Raw genomic sequence first — 21,360 nt, 5'->3', positions numbered from 1 at the left:
TACCGCGATTTTCCGTACCGGACGCGCGCCGCTAGACTGGCTACGCATTCGCGACGCCGCAGCGCCGTACCGCAACGCGGCATGCCCCCACAAAAACGATTCCGGGAGATACCCCATGTCCGACCGGCACGCGCGCCGAGGCGCGCTCAAGACACTCGGCCTCGCAGCCGGCACCGCGCTGCTCGCCGCCGCGCGCCCCGCTCGCGCCGCCGCGCCCGAAACCGGCGCGCTGCTGCCCGGCGGCGCCACGCACCTCGCCGACCTCACGCGCCGCCTCGCGGCCGCGCCGCGGCGGCGCGACTTCAAGACGGTGCCGATGATCCTCGAACGCCCCGACCAGTGGGATCATGCGGCGCTCGCCGAACTGGCCGGCTACCGCGGCGGCCCGAAGCAGGTATGGGACAACACCGAGCTCGGCGGCCCGTGGCTGAACCTGATGCGCAATTCGCTGAACGCGCAGATCTGGTCGTATCGCCATCCGGATTTCCTCGTCGTATCGGCCACGCACGGCAGCGCGCATCTCGCACTGTTCGACCAGGCCGCGTGGGACAAATACGGCCTCGCGAAATTCGCCGGCGCCGCCTTTCCGGCCAACACGCTGCTCGACGCGAAACCCGCACAATCGAAGGGCGCGCAAGACCACGAGTCGCCCGACGGCGCATTCTCGTCGCACGACAACAGCATCGCCGCGCTGCAGCAGCGCGGCGTCGTGTTCCTGTCGTGCCACAACGCGATCTGGGAACTCGCGGAGCGGCTCGACGGCGCGAACGCGAATCCCGACAAGCTGCCGCTCGACGCGCTCGCGGCCGACCTGACCAACCATGTGATCCCGTCGGCAGTCGTCACGCCGGGCGCGGTCGGCACGCTGCCCGAACTGCAGCAGGCCGGCTTCACGTACGCAAAATGAGCACCGCGATGACATCGATCCCCCTGCAACCGCCGTCACCGTTGCCGCGCCGTCGGCGCACGCTGCGCGCCGTGCTGGCCGCCTGGCTCTGCTGCGCATCGGCGCTGTCGCTCGCCGCGCCGACCGGCCCCGCCGCGAACGTCTTCCCGCCCTGGCAGGACGGCCGCAACAACGACGCGACGCATCGCGGCCTCGAATTCACGGTGCCGCAGGTCGACGTGCTCGCCGATTTCCACGGCGACCTCACCGCGCCGAAGCTCGTGCTGTTCGTCGGCGGCAACTATTTCTTCGCGATGGCGCCGCTCGTCGCGAAGTTCGAGGAAGACCATCCCGAGTACCGCGGCCGCATCTACTGGGAGACGATCCCGCCCGGCCTGCTCGTGAAGCAGATCCATGCGGGCGGCACGATCACCGTCGGCAACATGACGTGGACGGTCAAGCCCGACGCGTATTTCGCGGGGCTCGGCAAGATCGACGGCTTGATCGCGGACGGCACGCTCGCCGGCCCGGCCGTGCCCTACGTGACGAACCAGCTGACGATCATGGTGCGCGCCGGCAATCCGAAGCGCATCGCGTCGCTAAACGACCTCGCGCGGCCCGACGTGCAGCTTGCGATGCCCAATCCGGCATTCGAGGGCGTCGCGCGGCAGATCCGCGCATCGCTCGTGAAGGCCGGCGGCGACGCGCTCGCGCGTACCGTCTACGACGACAAGGTGCGCGCCGGCACGACCGAGCTCACGCACATCCACCATCGGGAAACCGCGCTGTTCCTGATGCAGGGGCGCGCGGACGCGGGCGTGCTGTGGCAATCCGAGGCGGCGTTCCAGGAACAGGTCGGGCATCCGCTGATGCACATCGACATTCCGGCCGAGCAGAATACGACTGCGATCTATGCGGGCGCGATGGTGAAGGACGCGCCGCATCCGGAAGCCGCGCGCGCATGGCTCGCGTTCATCCGGTCGCCGGAAGCGTTCGGAATCTTCCAGCGCTACGGTTTCGGCCGATACGATGCGGCGACACCGCCGCAGCACCTCGCGCCGGCGCAGCAGGAGAAGCAGCCCGACGCGGGCTGACCGCGCGGCCGCGCCGGCTGCCCGGCGGCGCGCTCGCGGCCTACAACAAGGAGGGGACACGTGAACGATACGGTGCACACACCGCGACGCCGGTTCGCGCCGCTGCTGCTCGCCGCGGCGACGCTGCTGGGCGGCCACGCGCGCGCGGACGACGCAGCGCTCGGCAAGACGCTCGCGACACAGGGTTCGACGACGGGCGTCGCCGCCTGCATCGGCTGTCACGGCAGCCAGGGCGAAGGCAACGCGGCGGCCGGCTTCCCGCGCCTCGCGGGCACGAGCGCCGCGTATCTGTCCGCGCAGCTTGCCGCGTTCGCGGACGGCAGCCGCCAGAATCCCGTCATGCAGCCGCTCTCGAAACTGCTGACGCCGCACGAGCGCGATGCGGTATCCGCGTACTTCGCGAGCCTGCCCGCGGCGGCCGGCATCGTCGCCGCCGACGACACGTCGATCGATCCGGCGAACACCGGCGCGTGGCTCGCGACGCGCGGACGCTGGTCGCAAGGCCTGCCCGCATGCGCCCAGTGTCACGGCCCCGGCGGCCTCGGCGTGGGCAGCGCGTTTCCGCCGCTCGCGGGCCAGCCCGCCGCCTATATCGCCGGCCAGTTGAACGGCTGGAAACACGGCACGCGCCCGCCGGGGCCGATGGCGCTGATGCCGGCGATCGCCGGCAAGCTGTCCGACGCCGACATCGACGCGGTGGCCGCCTACTACGCGCGCGGCGGCGCCGCGCAGGGAGACAAGCGATGATCGACCGCACGACGCTGATCCGCCGCACCCGCGCGGCACTCCTCGGCGCGGCCTGGATGCCCGCGCTCGCGTTCGCGGCCGCACCGCAGGATGCACCACCGGCCAACGCTTCCGCATCCGCGCCTTCCGCCGTTGCGGCGGCCGCCAGGCCATTCGCGCCGCCCGCCGAATCCGCGATCCCCGCCGACGAGTTCGGCAAGACCGTGAAGCTCGGCGAGCAGATCTTCCTGCACACGCCCGAGTTCGCGGGCAAGTACGTCGGCAACAAGCTGACCTGCGCGAGCTGCCACCTCGACGCGGGCCGTCGGCCCGACTCGAGCCCGATGTGGGCCGCGTACCTGCTGTATCCGGCGTACCGCAGCAAGAACGGCCACGTGAACACGTTCGCCGAGCGCCTGCAGGGATGCTTCCGCTACAGCATGAACGGCAAGGCGCCGCCGGCCGGCGACCCGATTCTCGTCGCGCTCGAAACCTATTCGTACTGGCTCGCGAAGGGCGCGCCGGTCGGCATGAAGCTGCCGGGGCAGGGTTTCCTGAAACTGCCGCCGCCCGCGCAGAAGGCCGACTATGCGCGCGGCGCCGCCGTCTACACGCAGCACTGCGCGCTGTGCCACGGTGCGGACGGCCAGGGGCAGTCGAGCGGCGGCAAGGCGGTCTTCCCGGCGCTGTGGGGCGCGCGTTCGTTCAACTGGGGCGCGGGGATGGGCGACATCCGCAATGCGGCCGGCTTCATCAAGGCCAACATGCCGCTCGGGCTCGGCGGCACGCTGACCGATCAGGAGGCGTGGGACGTCGCGACCTTCATGGACAGCCACGAACGTCCGCAGGACCCGCGCTTCACGGGCTCGGTGCACGACACGCGCGCGAAATTCCACGACTCGCCCGATTCGATGTACGGGCTCAGCGTGAACGGCCGCGTGCTCGGCGCGCCGTGACGCGGGCGCCGGGCAGGCCGGGCAGGCCGCGCGGCCTGCCCGGCCCGCGCGTTCACGGACGCCAGCGATACACGATCATGCTGGTGCCGTTGTAGTTGTCCTTCGTGATCACGTATTCGCCGGTCGAGCGCAGGTACGCGCGGATCCCGTACATCGAGTCGACGTCGTTGCCGACATCCATCGCCGACGTGTTCGAGTTGGTCAGCGTCGTGACGAGGGCGCCCGTGTTGAGATCGAACACGTCGACGTTCGGCACGGTGTGCACGTAGCCGACGAACAGGTAGTGGCCGGCCGCCGCGATCGATTTCGGGTTTGCGCTCGTCAGGTTGATCACCGGGTTCGGCGCGCTCGTGTTGCCGTTCTTCCAGCCGTGATAGACCTCGATATGCCCGTTCATCGCGGTCCAGTCCCAGTTGCCGGCGAGGCCCTGCGCGAGGATCATCGTGTCGCTGTCCGCCTGGTAGATGATGCGCGTGACAGGCGCCACGGTGCCCGGCACGGCCGTCGTCGTCGGCTTGCCCCACGACGGCTTGCCGGTCGCGTCGAAGCCCGTCATCGGGTAGCGGGTAATCACGTTGGAGCCGTTCAACCCGGCCCACACGTCGCCGTTGCCGTCGATGTCGAAACCGGCCGTGACCTGCAGCGTCGTGTTGAACGGCTTGCCCGGCAGCGAGCCGGCCGGATTCGCGATATAGCCGGTCGCCGGCGTGAAGTAGTAGAAGTTGAAGTTGCCGGGGTTCTGGCCCGATGCGACGAGGATCCGGTTGCCGCCGACCGTCACGAGCTGGCCGAAGTGCTGGCCGCGCTGGTAGTCGTTCATGTCGAGGCGCGGGTCCTTCGGATAGCTGAACGGATCGACCGTGTTCGCGACGAACGTGCCGCCGGCCGAGCCCGTGTACACGTTGTTGCCGCTATAGAAGAACGCGCCGTCGGTCGCCGGGTCGGGCGCGGCGATCGCCTCGAAGTTCAGCGCCTGCAGCTTCCATTGCAGCGTGCCCGTCGGGCCGTATGAATGCAGGTCGGTGCTGCCGTTGCGCCCGAGATCCCAGCCCCCGCCCCACGCATTGTTGAGCACGTACAGGTTGCCGCCGGCATCCTTGCCGATGCCGACCACGCGCGTGAAGCGCTTGTCGCCGACCTGCCCCTTGATGCCCGATGTCGTGTCGAGATAACCGCCCTGCACGCCGAACGTGCCGACCTGCTGCGGCAGCCCGGCGAGGCTGTAGAGCTTGATGTTCATGTCCGGGCCCTGGTCGCCCACCAGCAACTGCCCCGTCGACGCGTCGAAATACAGCGCCGACGGCCGTGCGCCGGCCGCCATCTGGATCGTGTTCATCAGCGTGCCGGTCGCGCTGTACTGCACGACCACGCCCGCACTCATGCGCGCCACCCACAGGTTGCCCGCCGCATCGAGCGCCAGCGCACCGGGCCCGGTCACGCCGATGTCGCGCTGCCAGACGCCGTCGGTCGTATAGACGCGCACGCGGTTGCCGTAGAAATCGCTCGCATACAGCAGGTTGCCGGCCGTCGCGAGGCCGGTGATCACGTCCGGATTCGGCAGGCCCGTCCACGTGCTGACCGGGATACGCAGGTCGCGCTGGTTCGTGCCGCGGTTGTAGCGGCCCACCGAGCCGCTGCCGAAGTTGCGGTTGTAGCCGAGCGCGACGAAGATCGACGTCGCGTTGCCGGTGATCGCGCCGCCCTGGAATTCGTCGTGGATGCCGATCGTGCCCATCGGCTGGCCGTTCTGGTAGAGCGCGACACCGCCCGCGTTCTCGTCCCAGCGCGACGCCGTGTAGATCACGCCCTCGGGGGCGACCCACATCGAGCGCGCGGCATTGCCCACGTGCTGGGCCAGCGTGCCGTACGTGTTCGCGAGCCAGTCGGTCGAGTACGACACCTGCGCGTGACTCGCCGGCGCCAGCATCGCCATGCACATTCCCAGCAATGCCGCCCGAATTTGTTTCATTGACATGAATAATGCTCCCGAACGTTCAATTGTCGACACTGTAAATCGCGGCGCATGAAATATTGGTGATTCCGGCTAAAGCGCATTCGCCTTCCTCACGAATTATTCACGCCATTCTTTTTGCCGTCCGGCGCTTTTCCGTCAACGATGGTCAAACCCGCCCACCACGCCGCAACGGCTTGCCGGCCGCACGGCTTCGGCGCTTTTCCCCGGCATTTTCTTCCGGATTGCCCAATGCAAATACGTCATTTTTTCTGAAATTCACGCATTGCCTTTTTCATTCCCCGGAAATGGGCTCGATGATTACAAATCGAAATTGAAATGAAAGGGAAAAAATATTATCCGGCTCGATCGCGTCGGCGCGATTCAGCGCAGCGGCATGCGGCATGCGGCGGGAGGAAGGGAGAAAGGAGAAAGCGGGATACGGCGGAGAGAACCGCGCGCCGGCCGTGCCGGCGCGCAGCCGCGATCGTTCAGTTCGCGTCGTCGAGCGTCGGGCCGTCCCAGCCGTCGAGAAATTTCGGCAGCGCGTCCACGACGTCGATCACGCGGTGCCGGTAGAACAGGTGCATCGTCGGCTGCAGGTCGCCGGGCAGTTGCCCGCCGTGCGCACGCGCGGCCAGGCTGTTCGGTACGACGCGCATGCCGAACCGGTTGGTGCCGCACACGATCTCGCCGCAGGACGCGCAATACGTGCGCGACATCGACTTCGCCGGATGCGGGAACGTCGCATGGCCGCCCTCGACGGCCACCTGCTCCGGCGGCCACGCGGTCGCGGACAGCACCGGCGTGCCGTAGAAATCGCGGCAGGTCGCGCAATGGCAGTTCGCGCGCGCCGCCGGCTCGCCGCGCAACGTCACGGTGACGGTTCCGCACAGGCAACTCGCGGAATACGTTCGGGTCATGTCGTCTCCTCGAAGAACGGAGGCGACAGTATAGGGGCATGCCTGCAACGTCGCCCGCATCGGCTGCGCGCAACGTTGCGGGCGCAACGATCGCTGCGCGTCAGAACTTCTGGCGCAGGCCGAGGCTGACGATGGCCTGCGACCGCGAATCGGACGAGTGGCCGTTCGCCTTGTCGGACACCGACGCGGTCGCGGCCACCGGCCGGCCGAGCGCGTCGAGCGTCATGCCCGATGCGTGCTGGTACGCGCCGAGCAGGTACACGCTGGTGCGCTTCGACAGGTCGTAGGTGGCGCCGAGCGTGACGTTGTGATACTGCGCGCGGTCGTCCACGCCATCGACATCGCTGCCGCGCGTGTAGCTGTAGCCCGCGAACAGTTGCGTCTGCGGGCGCACGTTCCAGCGCGTGAACACGCCCGCGACGTTGAACGTCGCGTGGCCCGTGAACCGCGACTGGTCGCCGCTGCGGTACTGCACGTTGCTGTAGTTCACCCCGACGACGGCCGGCCCGAAATCGTAGGTCGCGCCGGTCGCGATGATCTGCTGCGACTGCGCGCTCGCATAACCTTCGTTGATCGACGAGTTGAACAGCCCGTCGTCGGTGCTCTGCCACTTGCCGGCCGTCGGGTCGGTCGCGCCCGTCTTGCTGTTGTCCGAGCGCTCGTAGCCGACGCCGACGCGCAGCGGGCCCGCCGCGTAGGCCGCGCCGACGCTCCACGTGTTGCGCTGCTTCATGCTGCCCGGCTGGCTGCCGAAACCGTACAGCGCGCCGAACGTGAAGCCCGAGTAGTTGGCGCTCGTGTACTTGATCGAGCTGTCGACGCGCGCCGTCTGGTCGAGGTCGTCGATATCGCCCGGGTGTGCGCCGAAGCCGCCGATGAACGACGACGGGCCGACCGGGCTCACGAAGTCGTCGAGCGACGTGTACTGGCGGCCGAGCGTGACCGTGCCGTAGCGGTCGCTGCCGAGGCCGACGAACGCCTGGCGGCCGAACTGGCGGCCACCCTGGCCCGACGTGCCGTTCGTGATGTCGAAACCGTTCTCGAGGACGAACAGCGCGCGCATCCCGCCGCCCAGATCCTCGGAACCCTTGATGCCCCAGCGGCTGCCGGACAGGTTGCCGGTCGTGAGCCCGACGTTCGAATGGCCGGTGTACGCGCCCGTGGAGCCGACCCGTTCGTTGCTGCGATAGGTCACGCCCGCGTCGACGATGCCGTACAGCGTGACGGAGCTTTGCGCGGCGGCGACGCCCGCGAGCGAGAGCAGCAGCGGGGCCGCGATCAGTTGCTTGTTCATGATTGTCGTGTCTCCGGGCGGTGAACCCGTTGTTCTGGCTGTCAGTTGCGAGTAGCGCGCGGGCGGCGAGATCCGCCGGCGGTGCGAGGCCGGCATCGTCCGCGCGCGACGACGCGGCGGGCATGCCCGCTGCGGCCGCCATGGTAGATGGAACCGGTTTCAATCTGAAGCGGAATAATGAAAAAAGTTTATTGCCAAAATCGAGATAGTCGATCGGGCGGCCGTGTGCGCGGCGCGCCGTCCCTGTACAGCCCGGGCGGGCGCAGCCGATAATCGAGCGCGCCCCTTCCCTCGGGAGTTCCGTCATGCATGAAACGACCCTGCTGGTCTTCGCCGCCGTCGCCTTCGTCGGCATCGCGACACCCGGCCCGACCGTGCTGCTCGCGCTGACCAACGGCTCGCGCTACGGCGTGCGACGCGCGGCCTACGGCTTCGCGGGCGCGATGCTGTCCGATTTCGTGCTGATCGTCGCGGTCGCGCTCGGCCTCGGCGCGCTGCTGATGGCGTCGGCATTCTGGTTCTCGGTCGTGAAGTGGCTCGGCGCCGCCTACCTCGCGTACGTCGGCATCCGGCTGCTGATGTCGAAGGGTTCGCTCGACGTCGCCGCCGCGCACGGTGAAGCGGTATCCGGGCGCAACGCGTCGATCTTCGCGAAGAGTTTCCTCACGGCGGTGACGAACCCGAAGGGCTACCTGTTCTTCTCCGCGTTCCTGCCGCAGTTCCTCGATCCGTCCGCGCCGCTCGCGCCGCAATACGTCGCGCTCGCGGTCACCTTCGCGCTGCTCGACGGCGCGGTGATGTTCGGCTATGCGCTGCTCGGCGCACGCGCGGTGCGGCTGCTGAAGCGCGCGGGCGCGCTGTGGCTCGAACGCACGTGCGGCGCGATGCTGCTCGCGCTCGCCGGGTCGCTGGCGTTGTACCGGCGTCATGCGGCGTAGGGGCGGACACCGATGAAAATCGCCGCACCGCCCCGCTCCTGCTTGCCGGGCCTGTCGCTCCGCCAGCTCGAACGCGCCGACCTCGACGCGTGGTACGCGTACCTGTCGAACCCTGACGTCTTCCGCCACACGAGCTGGAACCTGCGCTCGCCCGACGATCTGCTGCCGCTGTTCGACGCCATCGAATCGACCGACCCCGATTCGATCCGGCGTCTCGCCGTGATCGACGACGCATCGGGCGCGCTCGCCGGGACGATCGGCCTCCATACCGTCTCCACCGCGAACCGCTCGGCCGAGATCGCTTACGATCTCGCGCCGTCGCACTGGGGACGCGGAATCGCGAGCGCGCTGTGCGCGGCCGTCACCGCATGGGCCTTCGCGGACGGCGGCTTCATGCGCGTGCAGGGCGTGGTGCTGACCAGCAACGCGGGCTCCGCGCGCGTGCTGCAGAAGTGCGGCTACCGCTACGAAGGGCTGTTGCGCGCGTACAGGATGGTGCGCGGCACACCGGGCGATTTCGCGATGTACGCGCGCCTCGCGACCGACTGACGCGACATCTGCAGCTTCACGCCAAACCGCTTGCGGCTTGCCGCTTGCGGCTTGCGGCTTGCGGCTTGCGGCTTGCGGCTTGCGGCTTGCGGCTTGCGGCTTGCGGCTTGCGGCTTGCGGCTTGCGGCTTGCGGCATCGCATGTATGCATACATGCATGCATACATGCGCAAGCCATTGGACGACCCGAGCCGAATTGGCGACAATCGCCGTTCCCTTCCCCGACGATCCACCATGAAAATCGCCGCGCTGTCCGACATCCACGGCAACCTCGCCGCGCTCGACGCGGTGCTCGACGACGTCCGCCGCCGCGGCGCCGACGTGATCGTCAATCTCGGCGACATCCTGTCGGGAGCACTCCATCCGCCCGAAACGGCCGACCGCCTGATCGCGCTCGACCTGCCGACCATCAAGGGCAATCACGAACGGCAACTGCTCGGCGGCGATCGCGAGTCGATGCGACTGTCGGATCGCTGGGCGCACGACACGCTGCGCGCCGACCATCTCGCATGGATCGCCGCGCTGCCCGAGCGCACGACGCTCGACGGCGACGTGTTGATGGTGCACGGCACGCCCGGCAGCGACCTCGCCTATTTCCTCGAAACCGTCACGCCCGACGGCTGCCGCGCGGCGACGCCCGCGGAAATCGTGCAACGCGCGGGCGACGAACCGGCATCGCTGATCCTGTGCGGCCACACGCACATCCCGCGTACGGCCAGACTCGACGACGGCCGGCTGATCGTCAACCCGGGCAGCGTCGGGCTGCAGGCGTACGCGGACGACCTGCCGCACCCGCACCGCATCGAGACGGGGTCGCCGCATGCGCGCTACGCGATGGTGTCGCGCACGGCGGCCGGCTGGAACGTCGAATTTCATGCGGTCGAATACGACTGGCACACGGCGGCCGCCACCGCGGCATCGCGCGGGCGCGACGACTGGACCGTCGCGCTGCGCACCGGCCGGTGCTGACACGCGCTGCCCGCCACCTGCTGTTACTTCATTCACAGGAAAACCGCGCCACCATGCCCGTTCCGTCGCAACTGCTCTTCCTGCCCGGTGCATCGGGCAGCACCGCCTTCTGGCAACCGCTCGCCGGCAGCCTGACGCACCCGGCCGAGCGCCGGATCGTCGGCTATCCGGGTTTCGGCGACACGCCGCGCGATCCGGCCGTCGACGACTTCGACAGCCTCGTGCGTCATGTCCTGGAAACGATCGACCGGCCGACCGCCGTGATCGCGCAATCGATGGGCGGCGTGATCGCGATGCGCGCGGCGCTCGACAAGCCCGGCCTGGTCACGCACCTCGTACTGACGGTCACGTCCGGCGGGCTCGACATGGAAGGGCTCGGCGCGCAGGACTGGCGGGCCGGGTTCGCGCAAGCCAACCCGCAACTGCCCGACTGGTTCCTGACGTTCCGTGCCGACCTGTCGCGGGAAATCGGCCGCATCGCGCAACCGACACTGCTGCTGTGGGGCGACGACGATCCGCTCAGCCCCGTCGCGGCCGGCCGGCGCCTGCTCGAACGGCTGCCCGACGCGCAGCTGCATGTCGTGCCGGGCGGCCGGCACGATCTCGCGGCCGTGCATGCGGCGACGCTCGCGCCGCTCGTCGACGCGCATTTGCGGCGCGTGTGATGTCGCGCGCTTCGGCGTCGGCTTCGGCTTCGGCGTCGGCTTCGGCGTCGGCTTCGGCGTCGGCTTCGGCTTCGGCTTCGGCTTCGGCGTCAGTTTCCGCTACGGCTTCGGCACGAACCTGAAACCCCGCGGCTCACGCGCCGCCCCCATCACCCCGCATTGCGCAGCGTGAGTCGCGCCTCCAGCCCGCCGCCGTCCGCCCGGTTGTTCAGCGTGAGCGTGCCGCCCATCGCAAGCGCGAGTTGCCGCGCGATCGCGAGGCCGAGCCCTGTGCCGCCCGTCTCCCGGTTGCGCGACGTCTCCACGCGCCGGAACGGCTCGAACACCGCGTCGAGCTGATCGTCCGGAATGCCGGGCCCGCGGTCGAGCACGGCGATCACCGCGCCGCCGTCCGGCGCGGCGTGCACGTCGATCTCTGCCGCGCCCGCGAACTTCAGCGCGTTGTCGACGAGGTTGCCGACGATGCGGCGCAGCGCCTTCGGCCGCGTGACGAGCGCGAGCGGCGCGCGGCTGTGCAACGCGACGTCCTGCCCCGCATCCGTGTAATCGCACACGATGCTGTCGAGCAGCGCATCGAGATCGATGCGGCGCGCGGCCTCCTCGGTGCCGTGCAGCGTCCGCGCATACGCCACGCCCTCCTTCACCAGATGCTCCATCTCGAGCAGGTCCTGGCGCAGCTTCGCGCCCTGCGTGTCGTCGTCCATCACGTCGACCCGCAAGCGCATTCGCGTGATCGGCGTCTGCAGGTCGTGCGAGATCGACGCGAGGATCTGCATGCGCTCGGCCATGTACTGCGCGATGCGGTCCTGCATCGCGTTGAACGCCCGGGCGGCGCGCGCGACTTCCGACGGCCCGTCCTCGTTCAGCCGCTCGCCCTTCAGGTCGGGGCCGAGCGCATCGGCGGCCTGCGCGAGCTGCTTGAGCGGCCGCGTCGCGAGCCGCACCGCGAGCCAGCAGCACGCGGCCAGCACCGCGAGCTGCAGCAGGAGCACGACCGGCAGCCAGCCCGACAGCGGCACCGTCGACATCGGATGGATGTCGATCGTGAGCGGCGACCCGTCGGTCAGGCGCAGATGCACCTGCAGATGTTCGCGGTCGCCGGGGATCGCGTTCGCGGTCAGTGGATAGTCGCCGCCGATGCCGTCGGAAATCGACCGCTCGACGCGCGCCGACAGCCGCGCTTCCGGCGGCGTGCCGGTCTCGCCGGGCCCGAGGATGAACGCATAGCTGCGCCGCGCGAGGCGTGGCAGCCAGGCGGCCCGCTCGGCCGGCGGCAGGTGGTCGAGCAGCGCGACCGAGCTGGCGACCTCGCGCTCGATGTAGCCCATCATCAGGTTGGTGGTCGCCTGGTCGCGCTCGGTCACCGTGAGCCAGAACGACAGCGTCTGCGCGAGCGCGAGGCCCACGCACAGGATCAGCGCGAGCCGCGCGAACAGCGAGCGCGGCCAATGCCACATCGTCAACGTGCGCGCGCTCATGGCGTACCGTCGACGGCGGTCACGGCCGACGAGAACACATAGCCCTCGTTGCGCAGCGTCTTGATGTAGCGCGGCTCGCGTGCGCCGTCGCGCAGGCGCTGGCGCAGCCGGCTCACGAGCAGGTCGATCGACCGGTCGAACGGGTCGGACTGCCGCCCCTGCGTGAGATTGAGCAACTGGTCGCGCGTCAGCACGCGCTGCGGGTTGTCGAGGAACACGCGCAAGAGCCGGTATTCGGCGCCGCTCAGCGCGACCAGCGTGCCGTCGGTATCGAGCAGGTGGCGTCCGGTCGTGTCGAGACGCCATTCGCCGAACGCGAGCATCGCGGCCGTTTCCGTCACCTGCATGCCGGGCGGCAGCATGCGTGCGCGCCGCAGCACCGAGCGGATCCGCGCGAGCAGTTCGCGCACCGCGAACGGCTTGGCGAGGTAGTCGTCGGCGCCCATCTCGAGGCCGATGATGCGGTCGGTTTCCTCGCCGCGTGCGGTCAGCATCAGCACGGGCACCGTCCGGAACTTGCCCGCGCGCAGGTCGCGGCACAGCGTGAGGCCGTCCTCGCCCGGCATCATCAGGTCGAGCACGATCAGGTCGGGCGCGCCGTCGTCCAGCACGTTGCGCATCTCGCGGCCGTTCGCGGCCAGCGATACGCGCATGCCGTTCTTCTCCAGATAATCCGCGATCAGTTCGCGGATCGCGCGATCGTCGTCGACGATCAGCACGTGGTCGATCTTGTCCATGGGTCGTTTCGGTATCGAGGTATCGATGATTCGATGAGTCGAGGCAGGCGATGTCCGCTTTTATACCGCACGGCGGGCACGCGTTTGTATCCCAATGTATCGCGCCGCCGTGACGACACACAACATTGCACACGCGCGGCTTGCCGGACACATCGCAGATACGTCGGCGCCGCCTAATGGGGCCTGTCGAAACCCGTCCGGCCGCCGCCTCCGAGCGGCGGCCTCCCGCTCAGGAGAACGCCATGCTGCCCCGACTCAAGACCGCCGCCCTCGTCATCGCCCTCGCCGCCACGGCCGGGCTCGCCGCGTTCGCCGGCACCCGCGACGAGGCGAGCATGCCGGCCTCGCAGGCCGGGACGGCGGCACCCGTTTTCACGGGCATCGACCGCTGGCACAACAGCGCGCCGCTGACGCTCGGCCAGTTGCGCGGCAAGGTCGTGCTCGTCGATTTCTGGACGTACTCGTGCATCAACTGCATTCATACGATTCCGTACGTGAAGGAGTGGGACCGCAAGTATCGCGACCAGGGGCTCGTGGTGGTCGGCGTGCATACGCCCGAGTATCCGTTCGAGCGCGACGCGGGCAACGTCGCCGATGCGATCAGGCGCTTCGGCATCCGCTATCCGGTCGCGCAGGACAACCGCTACGACACGTGGCGCGCGTACGGCAACCAGTACTGGCCCGCGCTCTACCTGATCGACGCGAGCGGAAAGGTCGTCTATACGCGCTATGGCGAAGGCGCGTACGACAAGACCGAGGCCGCGATTCGCGATGCGCTCGCGCAGGCGGGAGAAGGCACGAAGGGCGCGACGCGCACGCAATGACGGGCGCCGGTGCGCGGGCGTGGCACTCGCCCGAGCGCGCCGCCGGGGTCACGGCGTGCACGCCGCTTGCGCGTCACGCGCGTCATTCGCGTCACTCGCGTTTCGCGTCGGCCGCCGCGAGCATCGCCTCGCCGATCGCGAGGTTGCCCTCCGCGACCAGCGCTTCGCCCGCGCCGCGGATATCGGCTTCGTCCTTGTTCTGCCCGAGCTTGCGATTGCCGACGAGCCGCGTGATCTCGATCTGCAGCCCGACGATCGACTCCAGCATCCTGTCGATGTAGTCCTTCGGCGCGTCGCCCATCTTCCACGGCACCGGCTGCGACGCCTCGTGCGTGCGCGTCAGCCGCGCGACCACGCCGCGCACGAACTTCTCGTCGTCGCGCACCGTGATGCGGCCGTGCGCGTGCACGACCACGTAGTTCCAGGTCGGCACCTGCCGGTGCGCCACGTGCTTGCTCGGATACCAGGTCGGCGAGATGTAGGCGTCGCCCGCACGGAAGATCGCGAGCACCTCGTCGCCGTTCGCGACGTCCTGCCAGACCGGATTCGCGCGCGAGACGTGGGCATGCAGCTCGCCGAGCCCGCCGTCGTCGGGCAGCAGTTCGAACGGAATGTGGTTCGCGTCGAGCCCGTTCCTGCCGTGCGTGATCAGGCTGCCGAACGGATGCCGCACGATCAGCTCGCGCATCGCGTCGGGGTCGGGCTCGTTGAATTCGTCGGGGACGTACATGTCGGCTCCACGGTCATGCGGGGTTGGAAATGGCGCGGGCGCGAGCCCGTCACCCGCCGATTGTGACTTCAAACTGGTTTATGCTGTAGAGCCGGTTTGGAACAATTTCAGCAGACCAGAATCATGGCAAGAACGACCCGGATCGTCGAAATCCCGTCGCTCGGCGCGCTCGACCGTGCGGCCGGCGACCTGAGCCGCCAGCTCGCGCAGGCGCTGCGCGAAGCCGTGCGTCGCGGCGACGTCCGGCCGGGCGATGCGCTCCCGTCCACGCGGCTGCTCGCCACGTCGCTGCAGGTTGCCCGCGGCACCGTCGTCGATGCGTATGCGCAGCTCATCGCCGAAGGCTTTCTCGAATCGCGCGGCGGCGCGGGCACGCGGGTCGCGAACGCGCTCGCGGAACCGTCGCCCGGCCCCGAACCCGCGCCGCCTGCGCCACGACGGCGCGCGGCCCACGCCGGGCTGCCCGAGCCGGCCGCCGCCTTCGCGCGAATCGCCCGCGAATTCCGCCCGCTGCCGGCGATGCCGTTCGCGATCTCGGTACCGATCGGCCTCACCGCACCCGACGACATCTGGCGCCGGCTCGGCAACCGCCTGCGCGCGCGCGGCGCCGGTGCGCCGTCCGGCTATGCCGATCCGCAAGGCGCGCTGCCGCTGCGCGAAGCGATCGCCGACTACGTGCGCCGTTCGCGCTCGGTGCGCTGCGAGGCCGGCCAGGTCGTGATCACGAGCGGCACGCAGCAGGGGCTGCATCTCGCGAGCCAGCTGCTGCTCGGCGCGGGCGACCGCGCATGGGTCGAGAACCCGGCCTATCGCGGCATCACCGCGCTGCTCGAGAGCACCGGGCGACACGACGCGATGGTGCGCGTGCCGGTCGACGCCGACGGTCTCGACGTCGACGCCGGCATCCGCCTCGCACCCGATGCGCGCGCCGCGTTCGTCACGCCGTCGCACCAGTATCCGCTCGGCATGCCGCTCAGCATGGCGCGGCGCAATGCGCTGCTCGCGTGGGCGCGTGCACGGCACGCATGGGTGGTCGAGGACGACTACGACAGCGAGCTGCGCTACGAAGGTTATCCATTCCCGTCGCTGCAGGGTCTCGACCCCGATCGCGTGATCTACCTCGGCACGTTCAGCAAGATCCTGTTTCCGTCGCTGCGGCTCGGCTACGTGATCGCCCCCCACGATCTCGTGCCCGCGTTCTGCGGCGCGCGCGCACTGATGGATCGCCATGTGCCGACCGCCGACCAGCACGTGCTGGCCGCGTTCATCGCGGAAGGCCATCTCGACCGCCACATCCGCCGCGTGCGCGGCGTGTATGCGGAGCAGCGCGCGCTGCTGATCGACACGCTCGGTGCGCGGCTGCCGCGCGAACGCGCGTGGGTGCAGCCGGGCGATCAGGGGATGCACGTCGTGCTGTGGCTCGCAAGCGGCATCGACGATCTCGACGTGGTCGAGCGCGCCGCGCAAGCCGGCGTCGCGGTGCGCGCGGTGTCGCCGATGTTCGCGCCGGGCACGGCCCGCCCGGGGCTCGTGCTGGGCTTCGGCGGGTTCGGCCGCGCGCAGATGGAAGCGGCCGCGCAACGGCTCGCGGACGTCGTATCGTCAGCGGAATCGCGGCGGCGGGTGCCGCAAAAGGTTGTCGATGGGCAACAAACGTAATCGTCTGTAAATCCTGCAAGCAAACGGCCGTTTCAGCGGGCGTCGCACGTGGGTCGTTTGCTAGGATCGCGCCTCCTCCATCCGCGCTCCTGCCGCCTTGAACCGCTTCGTGCCGCTTCTTCGAGACGCGTGGCTCCGTTGCCGCGCCCGCGTCGCACCGCTGGCCGCCGCCAGCCGCGCGCGCATCCGCGCGCTGTGCGCCGGCGCATGGCATCGCCTGCGCCATCCGACGCGCCGCGGCGTCGCGCTGACGCTCGCCGCGATACCGATGGTCGGCCTGCTGGTGCTGCTCGCGTTCGTGCCGTTCACGCCGAGCATCGGCGACATCCGCAAGGCCCGCATCGACCGCCCCGCGCGCGTGCTGTCGGCCGACGGCCAGGTCATCGCCGAATTCCGGCCCGTCAACCGCGAATGGGTGCCGCTCAAGCAGATCTCGCCGCACATGGTCGACGCGCTGATCGCGACCGAGGATCACCGCTTCTACGCGCATCACGGCATCGACTGGCGCCGCACGCTCGCGGCCGGGCTGCATACGTTCTCGGGCAGCCGCCAGGGCGGCTCGACGATCACGCAGCAACTCGCGCGCAACCTGTACCCGGACGAAGTCGGCCGCGCACCGACGCTCACGCGCAAGGTGAAGGAGCTGATCACCGCGTTCAAGATCGAGACGGTGTACAGCAAGGACGAGATTCTCGAGACCTACCTGAACACCGTGCCGTTCCTGTACAACGCGTACGGCGTCGAGATGGCCGCGCGTACCTACTTCGGCAAATCGGCCGACCAGCTCGACATCGTCGAAAGCGCGACGCTCGTCGGGATGCTGAAGGGCAACAGCTACTACAACCCGGTGCTGAATCCGGAACGCGCGGTCCAGCGCCGCAACATCGTGCTCGCGCGGATGGCGGCGATGGGCATGCTGTCGCCGCGGCAGCTCGAGCAATTGCAGCGCCGGCCGCTGCGCGTCGACTTCGAGCCGCAGACCGCTCAGCCGGGCCCGGCTCCGCACTTCGCGGTGCAGCTGCGCAAGTGGCTGATCGCCTGGGCCGACCGCAACAACTACGACCTCTACTCGGACGGCCTCGTCGTGCGCACGACGCTCGATGCGCAACTGCAGGACATGGCGACGCAAGCGCTGACGCAGCAAACCGATCGCCTGCAGGCAGTCGCGGACAGCGCATGGCGCGGCCCGTCCGGCTGCGGGCTGCGCAACGACCTGTTCCGCGGCTTCATCCGGCAGACGCCCGACTATCGCGACGCGCGCGCCGCAGGGCTCACCGATGTCGCCGCGCTGAAGCAGCTCGGCGCGAATCGCGCGTTCATGCATGCGTTGTGCGAACGCAAGACGCAGGTGCAGGCCGGCTTCGTCGCGATCGACCCGCGCAACGGCGCGATTCGCGCATGGGTCGGCAGCCCCGACTTCGGCAGCGAGCCGTTCGATCACGTGGTGCAGGCGCGGCGCCAGCCGGGTTCGACGTTCAAGCCGTTCGTCTATGGCGCCGCGTTCGCGGACGGCATGCGGCCGGGTGACACGTTCGTCGATCGCCCCGTCGCGATCCCGATCGGCACGCACGCGGTATGGCGTCCGACCGATGCCGAGCCGCCGACCGACGCACCGATGACGCTGCGCGACGCGCTCGCGCTGTCGCGCAACCGCATCACCGCGCAGGTGATGCAGCGCGAAGGCGCGGCCAGGGTCGCGCAGCTCGCGCGCGCGATGGGCGTGCGCGAAAGCCCGCTCGACGCGGTGCCGTCGCTCGCGCTCGGCACGAGCCCCGTCACGCTGAAGGAAATGGTGTCCGCCTACGGGACGATCGCGAATCGGGGCGTATACGTCGCGCCGCAGATGATCACGCGCATCGAGGATCGCGACGGCAAGGTGCTCGCCGCATTCAACAGCGCACCGCCCGAACGCGCGTTGCCGGTGGCCGCCGCGCAGACGCTGGTCGACGTGATGCGCGGCGTCGTCGATTACGGAACCGGCGAGGACATCCGTTCGCGCTACGGAATCCGCATCGACGTCGCGGGCAAGACCGGCACGACGCAGGACAACACGGACGGCTGGTTCATCCTGATGCATCCGCAACTGGTGGCCGGTGCGTGGGTCGGCTTCGACGACGGCAACGTGACGCTGCGCAGCGACTACTGGGGCGCGGGCGCGCACAGCGCGTTGCCGATCGTCGGGGCGTTCTACGATGCGGCACTGCGTACGCGCGCGATCGATCCGCGTGCGCAGTTCTCGCCCGACTTCCGGCCGCGCAGCGCACCGGCGCCGGCGCCGAAGCGGCGTCCACACCCCGGCCTGTTCGACTGGCTGAGGTTCTTCCGCTGATCGTCGTGCCGGCACGCCACGCCGGCATGCACGACAGCGGCCCCGGCTAGCGCCGCGTCGTCGTCGCGTGCCCGTCCGCGTACAGCCATACCGGCACGCCGTCGTCACGCAACGCGGCGACCGGTTCGCCCATGCTCCAGTTCTGCGCGACCTCGGCACGACGGACGTACCACGGCATCAACGTCGTGTGCCCGGCAGCGGCATCGGGATCGTCGTCGAACAGCGCATCGTCGCCGATCCGCGTGTAACGCGCCGGATGCAGCACGGTGCCGTCCGCGCGAAACACCGTCGCCCGCACGTCGTCACCGCCCTCGTCCTGCACGCAGGCCAGCCAGCCGTGATCGGCACCCCAGAACAGGCCGGCCACGTCGTCGTAGCGCCCCTGCACGACCGTCGCGCCCTTCTCGAGATCGCAGATCGCAACCTTCACCGGCTCGCCCGGCAGCACGCCGATCGCGTACCGCGTGAACAGTTCGCCCGGCACGGCTTCGTCATCGGGCAACCACGGCAGCGCCCCCATGTTGACGAAATCGAACGGCGTCAGCACGTGGCCCTGCCCGTCGACGATCGCGCAACGCCCGTCGTCGCGCCGCACGACATGGCGGATCGCACCAAGCTCGGACAGCATGTCCGTCCGTTCGTCGTCGGTCAGCGTGGCGATTTCCGCGTAAAACGGCTCGACGACGACCCGGCCTTTCGCATCGACCAGGCCCACATGGCCGTTGCGTCGCGCGAGGAAGGCGCCGCATTCGGACGACCATTCGAGCGCGGCCCACTCGGGCGGCGCGCGCCATTGCCCGTCGCGCCCGATCAGCCCCCACTGCTCGCCTTCGGATACCGCCGCGACGGCGCCGTTCACGAATTCATGTGCATCGTCGAAGCATGGCGGAATCACCCACGCGCCGTGCGTGTCGACGAAGCCCCAGCGGCCGTCCAGGCTCGCGGACGCAACCCCGCCGGTGAATTCGCCGAAATCGTCGAGCGACGGTTCGAGCACCCACGTGCCATCCGTGCCCACGAGCCCGAACCGCTCGCCGACGCGCACGCACGCGACGTCGCCGCTGAAATCCCACACCGCGTCGAACGCCGGTTCGCGCACGATCCGCATCTCGTCGCCATCGCCGTCGACGTCGCCATCGGCGAACAGCAGGCCGACCTTCCCGTCGCGCGCGGCCCACAGCAACCGGCGATCGCGCGCGCCGCTCGTCCACAGGTTCGTCCACTCTGGCGGCACGATCACGTGCCACGCGTCGTCGACTTCCCGCCGCACGCCCCACAGGCCGTTGCGCGCGCGAAAGCTGAACGTGCCGTAGCCGAGCCAGTTGCCGTGCACTTCGCCGGCGTCGAACATCTCGGCAAACGCCACGCCGCGCGGCGGCTCCTGTCGCTGGAAATAGTAATGCGACACGCCGCCGAACCCGAAGCCCCACGCCCAGTCGCGCCAGTCGGCGGGCGTATCGATCTCGAGCACGTCGCGCACGCCGCGCACGTCGCGGAAATCCATGCAGTTCGCGACCCGCCACCACAGGCGCGTGCAGTTGTCGCGTTCCTCGCGGATGAATTCGTCCGGATCGCCGCCGTCGAGCCATGACAGTTCGTCGAGATTCGCGGACAGCCGCGGTGCGCCATGCGCATCGCCGAACGCATCGATCGACTCGCCGAGGTGACGCACGAGCGCATCGAACTGGTGCGCGAGCGCCGGATCGTCGCCGGGCAGCGGATACGCGACGACGAACGACGCGAGCCGGCTGAGTCGCGCATGCGCCGCGCGCGCATCGCTGGCGAGGTTCGGCGTGCCGGCGTCGCCGAACACGCGCTGATCCGTTATCGCGTCGCTCGCGCCGCCGTCGGCGAGCAGCACGCGCCACAGCAGCGGAAAGTGATTGTTGGATTCCGCGAACTCGATCGTTCGCGCGTCGTCGCCGTCACCGGCCTGGAGATAAAGCCATGATCGATTGCCCATCGGAAGGGTCGCCCTCGTCGTCGTGTCGTCGTGTCGTCGTGTCGTCGTGTATCGCGGGACGTCGGCGCGCACGCCGTCAGCGTGCCGCGGCCGGCGGCGCATCACCGCGGCGCGCGACCCGATACAGCTCGATGCCGTCGACCTGGAAGCCCTGCACCCTGCGCAGCAGGACGCCCGTGGTCGAATGCTTCGTGGTGAAGCTGTTGCCCGTGATCGACGTGACCTGATACGGCGAGCCGATCGGCATCTTGATCAGTTCGCCGCCCGGCACCTCGAGCACACAGGCGCCCGGCGGCGCCTTGTCAGGGCCGTCGGTTTCCAGCTCGGCTTCCTGCGTCGGTGCCGTTTCGGCACTCCACTGGCCGGCGTCGCGCCCGCGCAGCACGATCTTGCCGCCCACTTTCTCGACGCGCAGCGTCGCCGGCTTGCCGGCGGCCGGCGCGTAATCGCCGAGCAGCCCGTCGCAGGCACTGCCGGCTCGCGCGGACATCGAGACGAACAACATCAGACAGAAAACAGGAATGCGCACGGCGGCCCTCTCAGGATTCGAATTATTGTCGGAATGCCGGCGCGGGCGCGCACGGCGGCAGCGGCACGACCGGGTGCCGCCGTGCGCCAATATAGCGAACGCGACCGACGTACGCCAGCCCGCAAGGCTGGCAGGTCGCGCCAGGCGATGCGAAGCCATGG

20 protein-coding genes are annotated in these 21,360 nt (G+C 69.4%); 12 read left to right on the top strand and 8 right to left on the bottom strand.

The genetic code is table 11. From position 1 onward, the window contains the following. Positions 1 to 115 precede the first annotated feature (115 nt). Genes tetH through VK92_RS26285 form a run of 4 tightly spaced genes read left to right on the top strand, consistent with a single transcriptional unit; the run spans position 116 to position 3,662 of the window. Positions 116 to 907, top strand: coding sequence for a thiosulfate dehydrogenase (gene tetH / locus VK92_RS26300; RefSeq protein ID WP_048025446.1), 792 nt, complete (start codon positions 116 to 118; stop codon positions 905 to 907). Positions 908 to 915: 8 nt separating this feature from the next. Continuing rightward, complete coding sequence (locus VK92_RS26295) at positions 916 to 1,980, top strand: molybdate ABC transporter substrate-binding protein (RefSeq protein ID WP_048025468.1); 1,065 nt, start codon at positions 916 to 918, stop codon at positions 1,978 to 1,980. Between the two features lie 60 nt (positions 1,981 to 2,040). Then, on the top strand, positions 2,041 to 2,727 hold the full coding sequence (locus VK92_RS26290; protein WP_048025445.1) for a c-type cytochrome: 687 nt from the start codon (positions 2,041 to 2,043) through the stop codon (positions 2,725 to 2,727). After that, positions 2,724 to 3,662 (top strand): c-type cytochrome, encoded by a 939-nt coding sequence (locus VK92_RS26285; RefSeq protein ID WP_048025444.1) that lies wholly within the window; start codon positions 2,724 to 2,726, stop codon positions 3,660 to 3,662. The genes VK92_RS26290 and VK92_RS26285 overlap by 4 nt, the downstream gene beginning before the upstream one ends. 52 nt (positions 3,663 to 3,714) lie before the next feature. Here VK92_RS26285 and VK92_RS26280 read toward each other — a convergent pair whose 3' ends face one another. The 3 genes from VK92_RS26280 to VK92_RS26270 form a co-directional block, all read right to left on the bottom strand. After that, on the bottom strand, positions 3,715 to 5,637 hold the full coding sequence (locus VK92_RS26280; RefSeq protein ID WP_021161188.1) for an SMP-30/gluconolactonase/LRE family protein: 1,923 nt from the start codon (positions 5,635 to 5,637) through the stop codon (positions 3,715 to 3,717). 467 nt (positions 5,638 to 6,104) lie between these two features. Next, on the bottom strand, positions 6,105 to 6,536 hold the full coding sequence (locus tag VK92_RS26275) for a GFA family protein (RefSeq protein WP_048025443.1): 432 nt from the start codon (positions 6,534 to 6,536) through the stop codon (positions 6,105 to 6,107). Positions 6,537 to 6,636: 100 nt separating this feature from the next. Further along, positions 6,637 to 7,830: a porin gene (locus VK92_RS26270; protein ID WP_048025442.1), complete on the bottom strand. Its 1,194-nt coding sequence runs from the start codon at positions 7,828 to 7,830 to the stop codon at positions 6,637 to 6,639. Positions 7,831 to 8,135: 305 nt separating this feature from the next. Between VK92_RS26270 and VK92_RS26265 the strand changes: the two genes are divergently transcribed. The 5 genes from VK92_RS26265 to VK92_RS26245 all read left to right on the top strand — a co-directional run bounded on the left by VK92_RS26265 (position 8,136) and on the right by VK92_RS26245 (position 11,122). Beyond that, positions 8,136 to 8,768, top strand: coding sequence for a LysE family translocator (locus VK92_RS26265; protein WP_021161182.1), 633 nt, complete (start codon positions 8,136 to 8,138; stop codon positions 8,766 to 8,768). A 12-nt stretch (positions 8,769 to 8,780) separates the two neighbouring features. Further along, complete coding sequence (locus VK92_RS26260) at positions 8,781 to 9,317, top strand: GNAT family N-acetyltransferase (protein ID WP_048025441.1); 537 nt, start codon at positions 8,781 to 8,783, stop codon at positions 9,315 to 9,317. 233 nt (positions 9,318 to 9,550) lie between these two features. Further along, positions 9,551 to 10,285: a metallophosphoesterase family protein gene (locus VK92_RS26255; protein ID WP_048025440.1), complete on the top strand. Its 735-nt coding sequence runs from the start codon at positions 9,551 to 9,553 to the stop codon at positions 10,283 to 10,285. A gap of 53 nt (positions 10,286 to 10,338) precedes the next feature. Further along, complete coding sequence (locus tag VK92_RS26250) at positions 10,339 to 10,950, top strand: alpha/beta fold hydrolase (RefSeq protein WP_048025439.1); 612 nt, start codon at positions 10,339 to 10,341, stop codon at positions 10,948 to 10,950. Then, positions 10,901 to 11,122 (top strand): hypothetical protein, encoded by a 222-nt coding sequence (locus VK92_RS26245; RefSeq protein ID WP_048025438.1) that lies wholly within the window; start codon positions 10,901 to 10,903, stop codon positions 11,120 to 11,122. Before VK92_RS26250 ends, VK92_RS26245 begins: the two co-directional genes overlap by 50 nt. Here VK92_RS26245 and VK92_RS26240 read toward each other — a convergent pair. Both VK92_RS26240 and VK92_RS26235 read right to left on the bottom strand, forming a co-directional pair. Next, positions 11,100 to 12,428 carry an ATP-binding protein gene (locus tag VK92_RS26240; RefSeq protein ID WP_048025437.1) on the bottom strand — a complete coding sequence of 443 codons (1,329 nt, stop codon included), beginning with the start codon at positions 12,426 to 12,428 and terminating at the stop codon, positions 11,100 to 11,102. The two genes, VK92_RS26245 and VK92_RS26240, sit on opposite strands and share 23 nt — an antisense overlap. Continuing rightward, the gene (locus VK92_RS26235) at positions 12,425 to 13,165 is read right to left on the bottom strand and encodes a response regulator (protein WP_021161177.1); all 741 of its coding nucleotides are present in this window, start codon (positions 13,163 to 13,165) and stop codon (positions 12,425 to 12,427) included. Before VK92_RS26235 ends, VK92_RS26240 begins: the two co-directional genes overlap by 4 nt. A gap of 242 nt (positions 13,166 to 13,407) precedes the next feature. Between VK92_RS26235 and VK92_RS26230 the strand changes: the two genes are divergently transcribed. Further along, a complete protein-coding gene (locus VK92_RS26230; RefSeq protein ID WP_048025436.1) occupies positions 13,408 to 13,989 on the top strand; it encodes a thioredoxin family protein in 582 nt (193 codons plus the stop codon). Positions 13,990 to 14,080: 91 nt separating this feature from the next. Here the strand turns inward: VK92_RS26230 and VK92_RS26225 are convergent, their stop codons facing one another. Then, on the bottom strand, positions 14,081 to 14,719 hold the full coding sequence (locus tag VK92_RS26225; RefSeq protein ID WP_048025435.1) for an FMN-binding negative transcriptional regulator: 639 nt from the start codon (positions 14,717 to 14,719) through the stop codon (positions 14,081 to 14,083). A gap of 123 nt (positions 14,720 to 14,842) precedes the next feature. Between VK92_RS26225 and pdxR the strand changes: the two genes are divergently transcribed. After that, the gene (pdxR, locus tag VK92_RS26220) at positions 14,843 to 16,378 is read left to right on the top strand and encodes a MocR-like pyridoxine biosynthesis transcription factor PdxR (protein ID WP_048025434.1); all 1,536 of its coding nucleotides are present in this window, start codon (positions 14,843 to 14,845) and stop codon (positions 16,376 to 16,378) included. A 97-nt stretch (positions 16,379 to 16,475) separates the two neighbouring features. Then, entirely contained in the window at positions 16,476 to 18,707 is a 2,232-nt protein-coding gene (locus VK92_RS26215; RefSeq protein WP_048025433.1) for a penicillin-binding protein 1A, read from the top strand. Between the two features lie 46 nt (positions 18,708 to 18,753). Here the strand turns inward: VK92_RS26215 and VK92_RS26210 are convergent, their stop codons facing one another. Next, a complete protein-coding gene (locus VK92_RS26210; RefSeq protein ID WP_048025467.1) occupies positions 18,754 to 20,670 on the bottom strand; it encodes a WG repeat-containing protein in 1,917 nt (638 codons plus the stop codon). Between the two features lie 76 nt (positions 20,671 to 20,746). After that, the gene (locus tag VK92_RS26205) at positions 20,747 to 21,358 is read right to left on the bottom strand and encodes a hypothetical protein (RefSeq protein ID WP_230965974.1); all 612 of its coding nucleotides are present in this window, start codon (positions 21,356 to 21,358) and stop codon (positions 20,747 to 20,749) included. Between the last annotated feature and the right edge of the window lie 2 nt (positions 21,359 to 21,360).

The sequence above is a fragment of the Burkholderia sp. LK4 genome, assembly GCF_001043615.1.
Taxonomy (GTDB): domain Bacteria; phylum Pseudomonadota; class Gammaproteobacteria; order Burkholderiales; family Burkholderiaceae; genus Burkholderia; species Burkholderia cepacia.
This window is presented reverse-complemented; position numbering and strand designations above follow the sequence as displayed.

Bases quoted from the DNA above. Each gene is read 5' to 3' on its own strand.
- tetH (WP_048025446.1), top strand. From the start codon at position 116: ATGTCCGACCGGCACGCGCGCCGAGGCGCGCTCAAGACACTCGGCCTC.
- VK92_RS26295 (WP_048025468.1), top strand. From the start codon at position 916: ATGACATCGATCCCCCTGCAACCGCCGTCACCGTTGCCGCGCCGTCGG.
- VK92_RS26285 (WP_048025444.1), top strand. From the start codon at position 2,724: ATGATCGACCGCACGACGCTGATCCGCCGCACCCGCGCGGCACTCCTC.
- VK92_RS26280 (WP_021161188.1), bottom strand. From the start codon at position 5,637: ATGTCAATGAAACAAATTCGGGCGGCATTGCTGGGAATGTGCATGGCG.
- VK92_RS26275 (WP_048025443.1), bottom strand. From the start codon at position 6,536: ATGACCCGAACGTATTCCGCGAGTTGCCTGTGCGGAACCGTCACCGTG.
- VK92_RS26270 (WP_048025442.1), bottom strand. From the start codon at position 7,830: ATGAACAAGCAACTGATCGCGGCCCCGCTGCTGCTCTCGCTCGCGGGC.
- VK92_RS26265 (WP_021161182.1), top strand. From the start codon at position 8,136: ATGCATGAAACGACCCTGCTGGTCTTCGCCGCCGTCGCCTTCGTCGGC.
- VK92_RS26260 (WP_048025441.1), top strand. From the start codon at position 8,781: ATGAAAATCGCCGCACCGCCCCGCTCCTGCTTGCCGGGCCTGTCGCTC.
- VK92_RS26255 (WP_048025440.1), top strand. From the start codon at position 9,551: ATGAAAATCGCCGCGCTGTCCGACATCCACGGCAACCTCGCCGCGCTC.
- VK92_RS26250 (WP_048025439.1), top strand. From the start codon at position 10,339: ATGCCCGTTCCGTCGCAACTGCTCTTCCTGCCCGGTGCATCGGGCAGC.
- VK92_RS26245 (WP_048025438.1), top strand. From the start codon at position 10,901: ATGCGGCGACGCTCGCGCCGCTCGTCGACGCGCATTTGCGGCGCGTGT.
- VK92_RS26240 (WP_048025437.1), bottom strand. From the start codon at position 12,428: ATGAGCGCGCGCACGTTGACGATGTGGCATTGGCCGCGCTCGCTGTTC.
- VK92_RS26235 (WP_021161177.1), bottom strand. From the start codon at position 13,165: ATGGACAAGATCGACCACGTGCTGATCGTCGACGACGATCGCGCGATC.
- VK92_RS26230 (WP_048025436.1), top strand. From the start codon at position 13,408: ATGCTGCCCCGACTCAAGACCGCCGCCCTCGTCATCGCCCTCGCCGCC.
- VK92_RS26225 (WP_048025435.1), bottom strand. From the start codon at position 14,719: ATGTACGTCCCCGACGAATTCAACGAGCCCGACCCCGACGCGATGCGC.
- pdxR (WP_048025434.1), top strand. From the start codon at position 14,843: ATGGCAAGAACGACCCGGATCGTCGAAATCCCGTCGCTCGGCGCGCTC.
- VK92_RS26210 (WP_048025467.1), bottom strand. From the start codon at position 20,670: ATGGGCAATCGATCATGGCTTTATCTCCAGGCCGGTGACGGCGACGAC.
- VK92_RS26205 (WP_230965974.1), bottom strand. From the start codon at position 21,358: ATGGCTTCGCATCGCCTGGCGCGACCTGCCAGCCTTGCGGGCTGGCGT.